The sequence below is a fragment of the Bacillus sp. BML-BC051 genome (genome assembly GCF_019656175.1).
Taxonomy (GTDB): domain Bacteria; phylum Bacillota; class Bacilli; order Bacillales; family Bacillaceae_G; genus Bacillus_A; species Bacillus_A mobilis.
Genome location: NZ_BPLI01000017.1, coordinates 275,500 through 289,427, shown reverse-complemented (window position 1 = coordinate 289,427; position 13,928 = coordinate 275,500). Strand labels below are relative to the sequence as shown.

The following is a 13,928-nucleotide window of genomic DNA, read 5'->3' as shown; positions in this document are numbered from 1 at the left end:
TGAGATGAATGACGAGATTGAAGCAAGTTTTTGGTATTATTATTAGTTTTTTTGTTTTTTGGTTTAGTATGCTCGGTGTACAAATGTTTGCTGAGTTTTTAGATATTGAGTCATTGAAGTTTGTTGCGGGAAAAACGGAGGCGGCGCGTGCCTTTTATTCTCCGTATCCGTTTATAATCGTTTTTCTTATTACATTGCTTTCCCTATATTTCTTAGTAATTAAGCTTGGGAAACCGAAAAAAGAGAAAATGCCTACTTTAGAGGAGCAGAAGGAAGAGATATAAGGGGGAAACTATGTCTAACATTTCTTTAGCAGAAGCTGTAAAATTAAAAAGCGTATTATCTAAAAGAATACATGAATTAGAAGAAGAGATGAACCAAATTGGATTTGTTGAAATTGAAAAAGGTGATACACTTCCAAAACAGACGCGTACATTGGTACAGGTCGAACAGGAATTAGATGAAGTCCGCGCTGATTTTCGTCTTTTAGATAAATTGATGTATGAAGCGAATATTCAAAATGAAGTGAATTTCAACGGCGAGAATGTAACGATTGTTGAAGCGATAGAACTCGCAACACAACTACGTGCAAAAGCTCGAAAGTGTAAAGAGTTTGGCGTGAGTAAGAAAGAAGAACATGTATATTCTTACGGTGAAACATCATCGCTTGTAAAAGTAGCAATGTTTGATCCTGAAGTATATCGTGTAAAAGGTTTAGAGCTAGAGAGACAAGCTAATAGATTGTCCAATTTAATTAATGCGAAAAACTACGCGGTTGAATTAGACTTTGATGGTGAGAAATACTTTTAAACCTTGAAGTGGTGAGACTCTGCTTCAAGGCATAGGAGAAGACCACTTTTGTAAAAATGAGATTTGTGATGGCCAAGGGACAACCAATCATCCAATAACCGATCACACTGTTACTTTTTACCGATGACCAATGATGGTAAAAGAGGTCGATGACCAAAATTGAAAAATTATTTTTCTTCTTCTATGAAAAGGCTGTACCAAATTATTTTGGTACAGCCTTTTATATTTTACAGGTATTCTATTTTGAGCGAATTGCTTCCGCTTCTAGGTTGGTATCCAGTTCCAGCGGCTAGAATCTCCGGTCATTTCGCTCTCTCACTCGAAGCAAAAAGCGCTTCAAGGTCGAGAGCTCCAATGTTCTGCGATTCTGGGCGAGCCGCATCCACTTTTAGATATATCCAGTTCCAGCGGCCAGCTCTTCGCATCTAAGAACCTCCGCTACTTAAGGTAAAAAGCACCTTTTGTGCGAGAGAACCTTAGCCGGTCAGAGCTAAGCGGGCCACATCCACTTTTAGATAGGCCTTACCAATTCAAATTGTTCTCCTAGTTTTGCGTAGTTGTGTCCTGCTAGGCGGCTTACTGGCTTTAGTCCTTCTGCGTGAATGCGACCTTTTTCGTATAGGTGTTCTGCGACGTGGAAACGAACGACGCGTCCGATTAGTAGGTCACAAGCTGGTGAGTCTTCTGTTCCGCCAAGAGGGATTGCGCGTTCTAGTACGCACTCCATTCGAATGTTTGCTTCTTTTACACCTGGAACGGAGATGACATCACTTTCAATTGGTGTTAGTTTTGCTAGTTCAATTTCACTCTCATTTGGCGGGAGGTTAGCTGCTGTTTCGTTAATTGCCTCTACGAAAGATTCATCAGAAATATGTACGACAAACTCACCTTTTTCAATGGCATTTCGGGAAGTGTCCTTTCTTTCTCCTGCTTTCCGTTGCACAGAAACTGAAATAAGTGGTGGATTAGCAGCGACGATATTGAAATAACTATACGGTGCTCCGTTTAATACGCCGTCTTTTGTTACAGAAGTAACGAATGCGACAGGGCGTGGAATGATACTTCCCGTTAATAATTTGTAATTCTCTTTTTCTGTTTGTTCATTTGGATTAATGGATAACATTTGTAAAATCCCCTTTCTAAATATGACGACTTATTGTTTGTTTACAAGATGTTAGTGGAAAACTCCTGCTGAAAATAATATTTTTATTGCATAAAAAGAACTTACTTCAATTGTAATGAAGTAAGTTCAGTTTGGGTAATCTCAAAATCGAGATAAATATTACAGTAAAACGTATGCGCCAGGTCCGATTAAAGCTACACCGATCGCAACAGCAATTAACATTAAATTGTATTCATATCCGTTTTGTGTCACCCAGTAACCATTTTTTCCGTGAACAGTGAAGATTGCCATTAACATTGTTCCAACGATAAATAATGAACCAACTGCAGTGAAAATACCTGATGCGAATAAGAAACCACCTAATAATTCAGTTGCGCCAGCCATAAATGCCATGAATACACCAGGGCGTAAACCGATTGATTCCATCCAGCCGCCTGTTCCTTTTAAACCGTAACCGCCGAACCAACCAAATAATTTTTGAGCACCATGACCCATGAATGTAATACCTATAATAAGACGAATAATAAGAAGACCGAAATCCATCATTTTTAAAAACCTCCTAAAAGTTATTAACTTACCTTATGTAAGTAATAATAAAATAGTTACTTACTTTAGTCAAGCGGATTTCGAAAAAAGTTTGAAATTAATTTTACAAATTAGCGACAAAAAACAAAATGTAGTAAAGACCTCTAGACAAGTTGGTTAAAAAAAGAGAAAATATAAGTAGAAGTTAACTTCTTATTGTTATTCAGACAATCAGAATTGACTGGAATTTTGTGAGGCGCTACAATAAGAGTCTAGTAGTAATGACGTAATTTATTTCGAAAGCGTTTTTACAGTATAATATTCGAAGTATGAGGTCTTACGTTTATTTCGATCTTTAATAGAGATTGCCCTATAAACTTTTAGGTAAATTATAAGGAGGACTATCCTATGTTTAAAAAATTATTCGGTCTTGGTTCAAAAACAAATGAAGAAACAATCGTAGCTCCATTAACTGGAGCAGTGAAAAATATTGAAGAAGTACCAGATCCAGTATTCGCTGGTCGTATGATGGGCGACGGTGTTGCAATCGATCCTACTGAAGGTGTAGTTGTATCTCCAGTTGATGGTGAAATCGTACAATTATTCCACACGAAACATGCGATTGGAATTAAAGCGAAAAACGGTACAGAAATTTTAATACACGTTGGATTAGAAACTGTAAAAATGGAAGGCGAAGGTTTCGAAGCTCACGTTTCTGAAGGACAAGCTGTAAAAGCTGGAGATAAATTAATCTCATTCGACCTAGAATTAATCCGTGAAAAAGCGAAAAGCACAATTACTCCAATCGTTATCACAAATACAGATGCAGCTGAGTCTATTAAGACAACTGTAGGTGTAACTGCTACAAAAGGTTCAACAGAAGTAATGAAAGTTACAATGAAATAATTATTGCATGAAAGGAATCCGTTTCGTATGAAATGGATTCCTTATTTTGTTTTGTAGTCTGCTCCTTATGTATGTTAAAATACTTTGGGCACTTGGAAATAGGGTTTCACATATATATGGATAAGGCGCATTTTTCTTAGAAAAAATATAAGAGAAATGCGCCTTTCGTATATTCACATTTCTTTTGTTCTATTCTTATGTACGCTATGATAAAGGAAAGGAAGCAGAGAAAAGGGGTGGGTTTGGATGAAACGAGTATTATTTGTTTGCACTGGAAATACATGCCGTAGCCCGATGGCTGAGGCATTACTTCGTCATCATGGGGAAGGTAAGTTTGAAGTGCAATCTGCTGGTGTTTTCGCCTATCCTGGAAGTGATGCGTCGATTTATGCAAAGGAAGCCTTAGCTGAAAAGGGAATTGCAATCGATCATGCTTCGCAGCAGGTAAACGAAACCTTGATTGATTGGGCAGATATTGTAGTAACAATGACGGAAAACCATAAACAAATTGTCCTTGGACATTATCCGAGTGTTGAAGAGAAAGTAGATACATTATATGGAGTAACTGAGGGGATAAGTAAGGATATTTCAGATCCATTTGGCGGATCACTTTCTATTTATAAAGAAACGTTAGAAGAGATGGAAAAACTTGTACAAACTTTACTGAAAAAACATTCAGAAGGTTGATGTTTCGTGTATAATACGATATTGGAGATCACTTCGTTCCATTACGGTAGCGAGTGAGAGATGAAGATAATTGATTGAAACTTTGGAGGGGTAAAAATGAAAGTAGTAGTAGCATCTGATCACGGCGGTATGAATATCCGTAAAGAACTTGTAAGTTTATTAGAAGAGTTAAATATTGAATATATTGATTTAGGTTGTGAATGTGAAGCTGGTTCTGTTGATTACCCTGATTTTGCGTTTCCAGCAGCGGAAATGGTAGCGAATGGCGAAGTAGATCGTGGTATTTTAGTTTGTGGGACAGGCATTGGTATGTCAATTGCAGCGAACAAAGTAAATGGTATTCGTTGTGCATTAGTTCATGATACTTTCAGTGCGAAAGCAACGAGAGAGCATAATGATACGAACATGCTAGCAATGGGCGAGCGTGTAATTGGTGCAGGTCTAGCGCGTGACATCGCAAAAATTTGGTTAACAACTGACTATGAAGGTGGTCGTCACGAAAACCGCGTAGGAAAAATTAAAACATACGAAACAAAGTAATAGATTCTAACTAGAAGCGGTATGAAATATAATTTGGTGAACCAACCTGTGAAAGGAAGAGGCGTAATGACAGAAATCGTAAAGGTAAGAGAGCAGTTACAAATGTCGCTTTCTGATTTCCAAGAACAAGCTTCATTACAAAGTGGTCAAATTTTTGTAGTGGGGTGTAGCACGAGCGAAGTGCTAGGAGAAAGAATTGGAACATCAGGAACGATGGAAGTAGCAGAGGCGATTTTTTCTGAGTTAAAACAATTTCAAGAACAAACAGGTATTGAGTTGGCGTTTCAATGTTGTGAGCATTTAAACCGTGCTTTAGTAGTTGAGAGAGAGTTGGCGATGAAATATCAATTTGAAATTGTAACAGTTACGCCTGTTAGATCAGCAGGTGGTGCATTAGCAACATATGCGTATCACAATTTGAAAGATCCGGTAGTAATTGAGTTTATTAAAGCTGATGCAGGAATGGATATTGGTGATACATTTATCGGTATGCATTTAAAGCATGTAGCTGTTCCGGTTCGTACAGGTGTGAAGGAAATTGGAAGTGCGCATGTAACGATGGCAACAACACGTGGAAAACTAATTGGTGGAGCACGTGCTGTTTATGCGGCGAAGGAAGAGACTATCACTTGCCGTTAGACATGAAAAATTATAAAGTCGCATAATAGCTTTATATCGAAAGATAAAAGGTATGTAGTCTGACTTTATAATAGAAGAAAGAAAAGACCGATTTTCGGTCTTTTTTTTCTTTTATGATATAGAAAGTCATGTTAGAATGTAGTTGAAAACATGAAGGTTCGAAAGAATTACAACCTGAATTTTCGTTTTTTCTGAATAAATGAGAAAAAACTATTGGGAATCGATGTAATTCGTTCAGAAAAGGGGGATTTTGGTGGATCATTTAAAACGTCAAGATGAAAAGGTATTTGCTGCAATTGAGGCAGAACTAGGAAGACAGCGTTCAAAGATTGAGTTAATTGCTTCGGAAAACTTCGTAAGTGAAGCAGTAATGGAGGCACAAGGTTCTGTTTTAACGAATAAGTATGCTGAGGGATATCCTGGAAAACGTTACTATGGTGGCTGTGAGCACGTAGACGTAGTGGAAGATATCGCACGTGATCGCGCGAAAGAAATTTTTGGCGCAGAGCATGTAAATGTTCAACCGCATTCTGGTGCACAAGCGAACATGGCAGTATACTTCACGATTTTAGAGCAAGGCGATACAGTACTTGGTATGAATTTATCTCATGGTGGTCACTTAACACACGGAAGCCCTGTTAACTTCAGTGGAGTACAATATAATTTCGTAGAATATGGCGTGGATGCTGAATCTCACCGTATTAATTACGATGATGTATTAGCAAAAGCGAAAGAACATAAACCAAAATTAATCGTTGCAGGTGCAAGTGCATATCCTCGTGTTATCGATTTCAAACGATTCCGTGAGATTGCAGATGAAGTGGGTGCATACTTTATGGTTGATATGGCACATATCGCTGGTTTAGTAGCTGCTGGTTTACATCCAAACCCAGTACCACATGCACATTTCGTTACAACGACAACACATAAAACATTACGTGGTCCACGTGGTGGTATGATTTTATGTGAAGAGCAATTTGCAAAACAAATTGATAAATCAATCTTCCCTGGTATTCAAGGTGGTCCACTTATGCACGTAATCGCTGCAAAAGCTGTTGCATTTGGTGAGACACTACAAGATGACTTTAAAACATATGCACAAAATATCATTAATAATGCGAACCGCTTAGCTGAAGGTCTTCAAAAAGAAGGACTTACACTTGTTTCTGGTGGAACAGACAATCATTTAATCTTGATTGATGTTCGTAACTTAGAAATCACAGGTAAAGTAGCAGAGCACGTATTAGATGAAGTTGGTATTACAGTGAACAAAAATACAATTCCATTTGAAACAGCAAGCCCATTTGTAACAAGCGGTGTACGTATCGGTACGGCAGCTGTAACATCACGTGGTTTCGGTTTAGAAGACATGGATGAAATTGCATCACTTATTGCTTACACATTAAAAAATCATGAAAATGAAGCTGCATTAGAAGAAGCACGTAAGCGTGTAGAAGCGTTAACGAGCAAATTCCCAATGTACACAGATCTATAATAGATGAAAGAAGACTGCTGAGACGTAATTGTTTTGGCAGTTTTTTTTTTTGGACATATATTGTTCTTTAAGTATGTATACAAATGATGAATAAATTTTGGCGATATAATGAAGGATACAGCTCCCATAATTGGTAAAGATACTAGATAGATTCATCGTAAAATCATGATTTTGCCAAATTTGCCCTTGAATATTAGTAGCGTTTTCTTTACAATCGTAAATAGTGTAAAAAAGCGTGCAAACGCATGAATATCATCTAAAGGAGAGATTCACATGGGAAAACTGTATGTATTTGATCACCCGTTAATTCAACATAAGATTACATATATTCGCGATAAGAATACAGGTACGAAAGATTTTCGTGAATTAGTGGACGAAGTAGCAAGCTTAATGGCTTTTGAAATTACTCGCGATCTTCCACTTAAAGACATTGAAATTGAAACGCCTGTAAGCAAAGCAACAACAAAAGTGATCGCTGGTAAAAAACTTGGTTTAATTCCGATTTTACGTGCAGGTTTAGGAATGGTTGATGGAATTCTGAAATTAATTCCAGCAGCAAAAGTAGGACACGTTGGTTTATACCGCGACCCTAAAACATTGCAACCGGTAGAATACTATGTGAAACTTCCAACGGATGTAGAAGAGCGTGACTTTATCGTACTAGATCCGATGCTAGCAACAGGTGGTTCTGCAGCTGAAGCAATTAACTCTCTGAAAAAGCGCGGTGCAAAGCAAATTAAATTAATGTGTATCGTTGCAGCTCCAGAAGGAGTAAAAGTAGTACAAGAAGAACATCCTGATGTTGATATTTATGTAGCAGCATTAGATGAGAAATTAAATGACCACGGATATGTAGTGCCAGGTCTTGGTGATGCTGGTGACCGTTTATTCGGAACGAAGTAAGACAACTGACGAGAGGGGATTCCTTCTCGTTTTTTTGTACCTTGATTAAGTAGGGGAGGGGGATAAATATACATAGTATATACAACATAAGTTGGATGCGCATCACATATAATATAGAAGTCTTACGTCTAAAGAGCACTATATTATGGAAGGAAAGCGTTATATCGTAAAAATATAATAGTGACAAACTTGTGAACATTTCCTTCTATTATAAAGAGAAAACTGTTAGAAATTGCATATCTCTAACCAGTATTTAGAAGGGGAACGTTTTCATTTTTGGGAGGAAATGACTAATACTCAAATTTTTTGATTTTTTACGATTTCTCGTTGACACTGTTAATACCCTATTGTATGCTAACAACGGGGATAGATGGTAGGGCTTTCAGTGACAAAAATACATCTATTCCGTGACGAAAATGTAAACTTTTTATTTTGTATAGGATTTATGCAAAAAAATGAGTTATTATTAACACATCGTGAATGAGGGTTACATATTGGAGGGATGAATCCTTGCAAAAAAACGATCGCAGCCATATAAAAGCTTATGCTTTAATGTCAGGTATTCTTGCTCAGTTAGTCGGTTCTATTCTTATTGGAATCTTTGGTGGGCAGTGGATTGATAATAAGGTTGGAACGTTTCCATTGTTTCTTATTATAGGGTTATTACTCGGATTAGGAACTGGGGTATACGCAATGATTCGACTCATTCGACATTACTATTCGGGAGAGCAATGATGATAGACGTACATGGACTTGTCCAAAGACAAAAGAAATATATGTACTACTTGCTTGCGCTTCTAGTGCTAGGATGGGGATTCACCTCTTACAAGGATGTATTTCTTGGACTGATTATCGGAACGATTTTCAGTTTTCTTAGTTTGCGCATCATTGCACGTAGAACAGACAAGCTGTTGGATCGCGTAACAAATGGAGAAAACGTGAAGTTTAAAGCAACAGCGGTAAGTACATATTCAAGATTCGCCACGATTGGGTTATTAATTTTATTTGCAGCCAAATATCAAGAGTTAATTGCGATGTGGGGCTTAGGTGTGGGATTGCTGACAGGATACCTTGTCATGATCATAGATTTTCTTTATTTAGAGTATAAGAGCAGGGAAGAGAGGTGAATTACTAGTGGAACACGGTAGATTAGTTGAATTTCTAGGTTTAACGTTCGATTTGTCATCAGTTATGATGGTTACTATAGCAGCAGTTATTGTTTTCTTAATCGCTGTTATCGGAACTCGCAGCTTAGCTCTTCGCCCAACAGGAATGCAAAATTTCATGGAATGGGTGTTTGACTTCGTGAAAGGGATTATCAATAGTACGATGGACTGGAAAACAGGTGGACGTTTCTTAACGCTTGGCGTTACGCTTATCATGTTTATCATCGTATCGAACTTTCTTGGTTTACCATTCATGTATTCAACAGTTGAGGCTGGCGAACATATTGCATGGTGGAGATCACCAACGTCTGATCCAGCAGTTACATTAACATTAGCCGTGATGGTAGTTACCCTCACCCATTATTATGGAATTAAGATGAAGGGTACAAAAGAATACGTTAAAGGTTATTTCCAACCGATGAAATTCTTATTCCCATTAAAGGTTATTGAGGAGTTTGCTAACACATTAACGTTAGGTCTTCGTTTATTCGGTAACATTTATGCAGGTGAGATCTTATTAGGATTACTTGCTAAGTTAGGCGGGGCATCATTCCTTGGAGCATTAGGTGCGCTTGTACCAATGTTAGCATGGATGGGATTCAGCGTATTCGTTGGATCAATCCAGTCATTTATTTTCGTTATGTTAACGATGGTTTATATGGCTCATAAAGTAAGCCATGACCATTAATATAATTTAAGTAAGAAAAAATTTATTTTTTTATAATACAAAGGAGGACAAATTAAATGAGTTTAGGTGTAATCGCAGCTGCAATTGCAATTGGTTTATCAGCATTAGGTGCAGGTATTGGTAACGGTCTTATCGTATCACGTACAATCGAAGGTGTTGCTCGTCAACCAGAATTAAAAGGCGCACTTCAAACAATTATGTTCATCGGGGTTGCTTTAGTTGAGGCACTTCCAATCATCGGTGTAGTTATTGCATTCATCGTAATGAACAAATAAGGGAGACTCCCCTTACATAGATGGCGAAGAGTGTTTTTTCCGAACTTTCTTCGCCATTGCTTTATGGATGAAACGTATGTCTTTTTTTTTCATATGATCAATTTAGATATTTTGAAGGGAGTGAATCCTTGTGCCAACTTTATTATTAGGGGCTGCCATTCCATTTGGAACGATTGCTTATACATTGTTCATTTTCTTACTTCTATTAGTAATGCTACGCAAATTCGCGTGGGGTCCTTTAATGGGAATTATGAAAGAACGTGAAGAGCATGTTACTAATGAAATCGACGCTGCAGAAAGAAGTAACGCTGAAGCGAAGAAATTAGTAGAAGAACAACGTGAAATGTTAAAACAATCGCGTGTTGAAGCACAAGAGTTAATCGAAAGAGCGAAAAAACAAGCTGTAGATCAAAAAGATGTTATTGTTGCTGCTGCGAAAGAAGAAGCAGAATCAATTAAAGCATCTGCTGTACAAGAAATTCAACGCGAAAAAGAGCAAGCAATTGCTGCTTTACAAGAACAAGTCGCTTCTTTATCTGTTCAAATTGCTTCTAAAGTAATTGAAAAAGAGTTAAAAGAAGAAGATCAAGTTAAGTTAATTCGCGATTATATTAAAGAAGTAGGAGAAGCGCGATGAGCAATGGGATTGTAGCAAAACGTTATGCTGTCGCTCTTTTTAAAATTGCTAAAGAAAAACACGTATTAGAAATGTTTGAAGAGGAATTACGCCTTGTACAAAACGTTTATGTAAAGAACGGAGAACTACATAGCTTTTTAACGCAACCGAACATTTCAAAGGAACAAAAGAAAACGTTTCTTGCAAACGTATTCGGGTCTGTTTCTGAATCTATTTTAAATACGTTATATATTTTAATTGATAACAAACGCATTGATATCTTACCTGAAATTGCAGATGAATACGTTGTTCTTGCTAATGAAGAACGTAACGTAGCGGATGCAACTGTATATTCTACTCGTCTTCTATCAGAGGAAGAGAAGCTTAACATTGCAGAAGCATTTGCAAAGAGAACAGGAAAAGATGCAATTCGCGTAAAAAATGTTGTAGATGAAGATTTACTAGGCGGCATTAAAGTACGTATTGGAAATCGCATTTATGATGGAAGTTTACAAGGAAAATTAGCACGTATTCAGCGTGAATTAATGAAGAATAGATAGGGGTGAAGCACATGAGCATCAGAGCTGAAGAAATTAGCGCACTGATAAAGCAACAAATCGAGAACTATCAGTCTGAAATCGAAGTTAGTGATGTTGGTACAGTTATCCAAGTTGGTGACGGTATTGCGCGTGCTCATGGTCTTGATAACGTTATGGCTGGTGAACTTGTAGAGTTCTCTAACGGCGTTATGGGACTAGCACAAAACTTAGAGGAAAACAACGTAGGTATTATCATTTTAGGACCTTACACAGAAATCCGTGAAGGTGACGAAGTTCGTCGTACTGGTCGCATCATGCAAGTACCAGTAGGAAAAGAACTAATCGGTCGTGTTGTAAACCCATTAGGTCAACCAGTTGATGGTTTAGGCCCAATCAATACAACAAACACTCGTCCAATCGAAAGTCCAGCACCAGGTGTAATGGATCGTAAATCTGTTCATGAGCCACTTCAAACAGGTATTAAAGCGATCGATGCTCTTGTACCAATTGGCCGTGGTCAACGTGAGTTAATCATTGGTGACCGTCAAACAGGTAAAACAGCAGTTGCACTTGATACAATCATTAACCAAAAAGATGAAGATATGATTTGTATCTATGTAGCTATCGGACAAAAAGAATCAACTGTACGTAACGTAGTAGAAACACTACGTAAGCACGGTGCATTAGATTACACAATCGTTGTAACTGCATCTGCTTCTCAACCAGCTCCATTATTATACTTAGCTCCTTACGCTGGTGTAACAATGGGTGAAGAGTTCATGTACAATGGTAAACACGTATTAGTAGTATATGATGACTTATCAAAACAAGCAGCGGCTTACCGTGAGCTGTCATTACTATTACGTCGTCCTCCAGGTCGTGAAGCATATCCAGGGGATGTATTCTACTTACATTCTCGCTTATTAGAGCGTGCAGCAAAATTAAGTGATGCAAGAGGCGGCGGTTCTTTAACTGCACTACCTTTCATCGAAACACAAGCAGGGGACGTATCAGCATACATTCCAACAAACGTAATTTCTATTACGGATGGACAAATCTTCTTACAATCTGACTTATTCTTCTCTGGCGTACGTCCAGCAATCGATGCGGGTACTTCTGTATCTCGTGTAGGTGGATCTGCTCAGATTAAAGCAATGAGTAAAGTATCAGGTACACTTCGTCTTGACCTTGCATCTTACCGTGAGTTAGAAGCGTTCGCTCAGTTCGGTTCTGACCTTGATAAAGCAACTCAAGCGAAACTAAACCGTGGTGCTCGTACTGTTGAGGTATTAAAACAAGGATTACACAAACCGTTACGTGTAGAGAAACAAGTTATCATTCTTTACGCTTTAACACGTGGATTCCTAGATGATATCCCAGTAGCAGATATTACTCGTTTCGAAGAAGAATTACATGCTTGGTTAGATTCTAATGCGACTGACTTATTAGAAGAAATCCGTACAACTAAGAAACTTGCGGATGACGACAAATTTGCAGCAGCTATTAATGGATTTAAAAAAGTATTCGTAGCTTCTGAATAATAAAAGCGGAAGCGGCTCGTCATGAATGTGAGGGGGAAGAAGTGAAGCCACCGAACATTCAAGCCGCTGGAGCTAGATAATAATATATATAAAGCATCTCAGGTTTTGAGATTGCTGACGGTTATGTAAAGGAAAAGAGTAGGTGCACCTATTCTTTTCCTTCAATCATGAGCAAGAATATCTTGCAACGTAGATTAGGAAGAGAATTCTTACTAATCGTGCCAACTTCCGGAAAAAAGGTGGTGAAAACCTGTGGCATCTTTACGCGATATAAAAGCGAAGATTAACTCGACAAAGAAAACGAGTCAAATTACGAAAGCGATGGAGATGGTATCTGCATCTAAGTTAAACCGTGCAGAGCAAAATGCTAAATCTTTCGTTCCGTATATGGAAAAGATTCAAGAAGTAGTAGCGAGCATTGCGCAAGGAAGTAAAGGAATTAATCATCCGATGCTAAATGCGCGTCCTGTAAAGCGTACGGGATACATCGTTATTACATCTGATCGCGGACTAGCAGGTGGTTATAACAGTAACGTATTACGTACAGTGAGTAACGTAATTCGTGAACGTCATAATATGGACTCAAACCAATATTCAATTATTGTGCTTGGCCGACTAGGACGTGATTATTTAAAACGTCGCGGCTTTAACATCATTGATGAAGTAGTTGGATTATCTGACCACCCATCATTTACTGATATTAAAGACCTTGCTTCTCGAGCAATTGCGATGTTTGCAGATGGTGCTTATGATGAGCTGTATATTTACTACAACCATTACGTAAGTAAAATTTCACAAGAAGTAACGGAAAATAAAATTTTACCGCTTACTGATGTGGCGTCTAATAAACCGACGACAGCTTATGAATTCGAACCTTCTGAAGAAGAAATTTTAAAAGTACTATTGCCACAATACGCAGAAAGCTTAGTGTACGGTGCATTACTAGACGGTAAAGCAAGTGAACACGCAGCGCGTATGACAGCAATGAAGAGTGCTACAGACAACGCAATGGAAGTTATCGATTCACTTACACTTTCATTCAACCGTGCGCGTCAGGCAGCGATTACGCAAGAAATTACGGAAATCGTTGGTGGAGCAGCAGCGTTAGAGTAGTATTAAAAAGTGTAGGCGGTTCATTCAGAATGAGAGGGGGGTGGAGCTTTTGACGTAGAGGCGATTTGTGCCTCGCAGGAAAAAGCGAAGCCACCGAACATTCTAACCGCCGGAACTAGATTCAGTAAAAAGTGTAGGCGGCTCGTCCAGAACAGGAGGGCATTGGAGCTCCTGACAAAGAGGCGCTTTTTGCCTCGTAGGAAGGCGCGAAATGACCGACTGTTCTAGCCGCTGGAACTAGATTCAATAAAAAGTGGAAGCGGCTCTTTTCAAAGAGTCGCGTAAGCTATAAACCAATAAAAAATGAAAAGCTAACTGCTCGTAGCAAGTTGGCTAATTAAAAGAAAGCTAGGAGGGAACCC

Annotated in this window: 19 protein-coding genes; 17 read left to right on the top strand and 2 right to left on the bottom strand. The window is 38.3% G+C overall.

Annotation, left to right across the window (positions count from 1 at the left end; all coding sequences use genetic code 11):
• The first annotated feature begins 8 nt into the window (after nucleotides 1-8).
• Both K5S59_RS09440 and K5S59_RS09435 read left to right on the top strand, forming a co-directional pair.
• On the top strand, nucleotides 9-284 hold the full coding sequence (locus K5S59_RS09440; RefSeq protein ID WP_000197466.1) for a DUF3935 domain-containing protein: 276 nt from the start codon (nucleotides 9-11) through the stop codon (nucleotides 282-284).
• A gap of 10 nt (nucleotides 285-294) precedes the next feature.
• On the top strand, nucleotides 295-810 hold the full coding sequence (locus K5S59_RS09435) for a hypothetical protein (RefSeq protein WP_000065589.1): 516 nt from the start codon (nucleotides 295-297) through the stop codon (nucleotides 808-810).
• Nucleotides 811-1,321: 511 nt separating this feature from the next.
• Here the strand turns inward: K5S59_RS09435 and K5S59_RS09430 are convergent.
• Together K5S59_RS09430 and K5S59_RS09425 are read right to left on the bottom strand one after the other, a co-directional pair.
• Nucleotides 1,322-1,933, bottom strand: a complete 612-nt coding sequence (locus K5S59_RS09430) for a flavin reductase family protein (protein WP_000949067.1) — start codon at nucleotides 1,931-1,933, stop codon at nucleotides 1,322-1,324.
• Nucleotides 1,934-2,092: 159 nt separating this feature from the next.
• Nucleotides 2,093-2,479 (bottom strand): DoxX family protein, encoded by a 387-nt coding sequence (locus tag K5S59_RS09425; protein WP_061680023.1) that lies wholly within the window; start codon nucleotides 2,477-2,479, stop codon nucleotides 2,093-2,095.
• Between the two features lie 387 nt (nucleotides 2,480-2,866).
• Here K5S59_RS09425 and K5S59_RS09420 point away from each other — a divergent pair, with 387 nt between their 5' ends.
• The 15 genes from K5S59_RS09420 to atpG all read left to right on the top strand — a co-directional run bounded on the left by K5S59_RS09420 (nucleotide 2,867) and on the right by atpG (nucleotide 13,566).
• A complete protein-coding gene (locus tag K5S59_RS09420; protein WP_000473666.1) occupies nucleotides 2,867-3,364 on the top strand; it encodes a PTS sugar transporter subunit IIA in 498 nt (165 codons plus the stop codon).
• A 246-nt stretch (nucleotides 3,365-3,610) separates the two neighbouring features.
• Nucleotides 3,611-4,051 carry a low molecular weight protein arginine phosphatase gene (locus K5S59_RS09415; RefSeq protein ID WP_000832353.1) on the top strand — a complete coding sequence of 147 codons (441 nt, stop codon included), beginning with the start codon at nucleotides 3,611-3,613 and terminating at the stop codon, nucleotides 4,049-4,051.
• Between the two features lie 96 nt (nucleotides 4,052-4,147).
• Nucleotides 4,148-4,591, top strand: a complete 444-nt coding sequence (rpiB, locus tag K5S59_RS09410; RefSeq protein WP_000869917.1) for a ribose 5-phosphate isomerase B — start codon at nucleotides 4,148-4,150, stop codon at nucleotides 4,589-4,591.
• Nucleotides 4,592-4,612: 21 nt separating this feature from the next.
• Complete coding sequence (locus tag K5S59_RS09405) at nucleotides 4,613-5,230, top strand: TIGR01440 family protein (RefSeq protein ID WP_097844684.1); 618 nt, start codon at nucleotides 4,613-4,615, stop codon at nucleotides 5,228-5,230.
• A gap of 253 nt (nucleotides 5,231-5,483) precedes the next feature.
• Nucleotides 5,484-6,725, top strand: a complete 1,242-nt coding sequence (gene glyA / locus K5S59_RS09400; RefSeq protein WP_000349795.1) for a serine hydroxymethyltransferase — start codon at nucleotides 5,484-5,486, stop codon at nucleotides 6,723-6,725.
• A gap of 273 nt (nucleotides 6,726-6,998) precedes the next feature.
• Nucleotides 6,999-7,628 (top strand): uracil phosphoribosyltransferase, encoded by a 630-nt coding sequence (gene upp / locus K5S59_RS09395; protein ID WP_000517539.1) that lies wholly within the window; start codon nucleotides 6,999-7,001, stop codon nucleotides 7,626-7,628.
• A gap of 370 nt (nucleotides 7,629-7,998) precedes the next feature.
• On the top strand, nucleotides 7,999-8,112 hold the full coding sequence (locus K5S59_RS09390; protein ID WP_000232961.1) for a DUF4024 domain-containing protein: 114 nt from the start codon (nucleotides 7,999-8,001) through the stop codon (nucleotides 8,110-8,112).
• A 26-nt stretch (nucleotides 8,113-8,138) separates the two neighbouring features.
• Nucleotides 8,139-8,363 carry an AtpZ/AtpI family protein gene (locus K5S59_RS09385; protein WP_001171219.1) on the top strand — a complete coding sequence of 75 codons (225 nt, stop codon included), beginning with the start codon at nucleotides 8,139-8,141 and terminating at the stop codon, nucleotides 8,361-8,363.
• Nucleotides 8,363-8,755, top strand: a complete 393-nt coding sequence (locus tag K5S59_RS09380) for an ATP synthase subunit I (protein ID WP_000567600.1) — start codon at nucleotides 8,363-8,365, stop codon at nucleotides 8,753-8,755. The genes K5S59_RS09385 and K5S59_RS09380 overlap by 1 nt, the downstream gene beginning before the upstream one ends.
• 7 nt (nucleotides 8,756-8,762) lie before the next feature.
• The gene (gene atpB / locus K5S59_RS09375) at nucleotides 8,763-9,482 is read left to right on the top strand and encodes a F0F1 ATP synthase subunit A (protein WP_000399880.1); all 720 of its coding nucleotides are present in this window, start codon (nucleotides 8,763-8,765) and stop codon (nucleotides 9,480-9,482) included.
• A gap of 56 nt (nucleotides 9,483-9,538) precedes the next feature.
• Nucleotides 9,539-9,757, top strand: coding sequence for a F0F1 ATP synthase subunit C (atpE, locus tag K5S59_RS09370; RefSeq protein ID WP_000052064.1), 219 nt, complete (start codon nucleotides 9,539-9,541; stop codon nucleotides 9,755-9,757).
• Nucleotides 9,758-9,887: 130 nt separating this feature from the next.
• Nucleotides 9,888-10,394 (top strand): F0F1 ATP synthase subunit B, encoded by a 507-nt coding sequence (gene atpF / locus K5S59_RS09365; RefSeq protein WP_001142618.1) that lies wholly within the window; start codon nucleotides 9,888-9,890, stop codon nucleotides 10,392-10,394.
• A complete protein-coding gene (gene atpH, locus K5S59_RS09360) occupies nucleotides 10,391-10,933 on the top strand; it encodes a F0F1 ATP synthase subunit delta (protein ID WP_000064683.1) in 543 nt (180 codons plus the stop codon). Before atpF ends, atpH begins: the two co-directional genes overlap by 4 nt.
• An 11-nt stretch (nucleotides 10,934-10,944) precedes the next feature.
• On the top strand, nucleotides 10,945-12,453 hold the full coding sequence (atpA, locus tag K5S59_RS09355) for a F0F1 ATP synthase subunit alpha (RefSeq protein ID WP_000027514.1): 1,509 nt from the start codon (nucleotides 10,945-10,947) through the stop codon (nucleotides 12,451-12,453).
• A gap of 252 nt (nucleotides 12,454-12,705) precedes the next feature.
• On the top strand, nucleotides 12,706-13,566 hold the full coding sequence (gene atpG / locus K5S59_RS09350) for a F0F1 ATP synthase subunit gamma (RefSeq protein WP_000157697.1): 861 nt from the start codon (nucleotides 12,706-12,708) through the stop codon (nucleotides 13,564-13,566).
• Nucleotides 13,567-13,928 lie beyond the last annotated feature (362 nt).

Coding starts and splice junctions, on each gene's coding strand:
- K5S59_RS09440 (WP_000197466.1), top strand. CDS start 9: ATGACGAGATTGAAGCAAGTTTTTGGTATTATTATTAGTTTTTTTGTT.
- K5S59_RS09435 (WP_000065589.1), top strand. CDS start 295: ATGTCTAACATTTCTTTAGCAGAAGCTGTAAAATTAAAAAGCGTATTA.
- K5S59_RS09430 (WP_000949067.1), bottom strand. CDS start 1,933: ATGTTATCCATTAATCCAAATGAACAAACAGAAAAAGAGAATTACAAA.
- K5S59_RS09425 (WP_061680023.1), bottom strand. CDS start 2,479: ATGATGGATTTCGGTCTTCTTATTATTCGTCTTATTATAGGTATTACA.
- K5S59_RS09420 (WP_000473666.1), top strand. CDS start 2,867: ATGTTTAAAAAATTATTCGGTCTTGGTTCAAAAACAAATGAAGAAACA.
- K5S59_RS09415 (WP_000832353.1), top strand. CDS start 3,611: ATGAAACGAGTATTATTTGTTTGCACTGGAAATACATGCCGTAGCCCG.
- rpiB (WP_000869917.1), top strand. CDS start 4,148: ATGAAAGTAGTAGTAGCATCTGATCACGGCGGTATGAATATCCGTAAA.
- K5S59_RS09405 (WP_097844684.1), top strand. CDS start 4,613: ATGAAATATAATTTGGTGAACCAACCTGTGAAAGGAAGAGGCGTAATG.
- upp (WP_000517539.1), top strand. CDS start 6,999: ATGGGAAAACTGTATGTATTTGATCACCCGTTAATTCAACATAAGATT.
- K5S59_RS09390 (WP_000232961.1), top strand. CDS start 7,999: ATGGTAGGGCTTTCAGTGACAAAAATACATCTATTCCGTGACGAAAAT.
- K5S59_RS09380 (WP_000567600.1), top strand. CDS start 8,363: ATGATAGACGTACATGGACTTGTCCAAAGACAAAAGAAATATATGTAC.
- atpE (WP_000052064.1), top strand. CDS start 9,539: ATGAGTTTAGGTGTAATCGCAGCTGCAATTGCAATTGGTTTATCAGCA.
- atpH (WP_000064683.1), top strand. CDS start 10,391: ATGAGCAATGGGATTGTAGCAAAACGTTATGCTGTCGCTCTTTTTAAA.
- atpA (WP_000027514.1), top strand. CDS start 10,945: ATGAGCATCAGAGCTGAAGAAATTAGCGCACTGATAAAGCAACAAATC.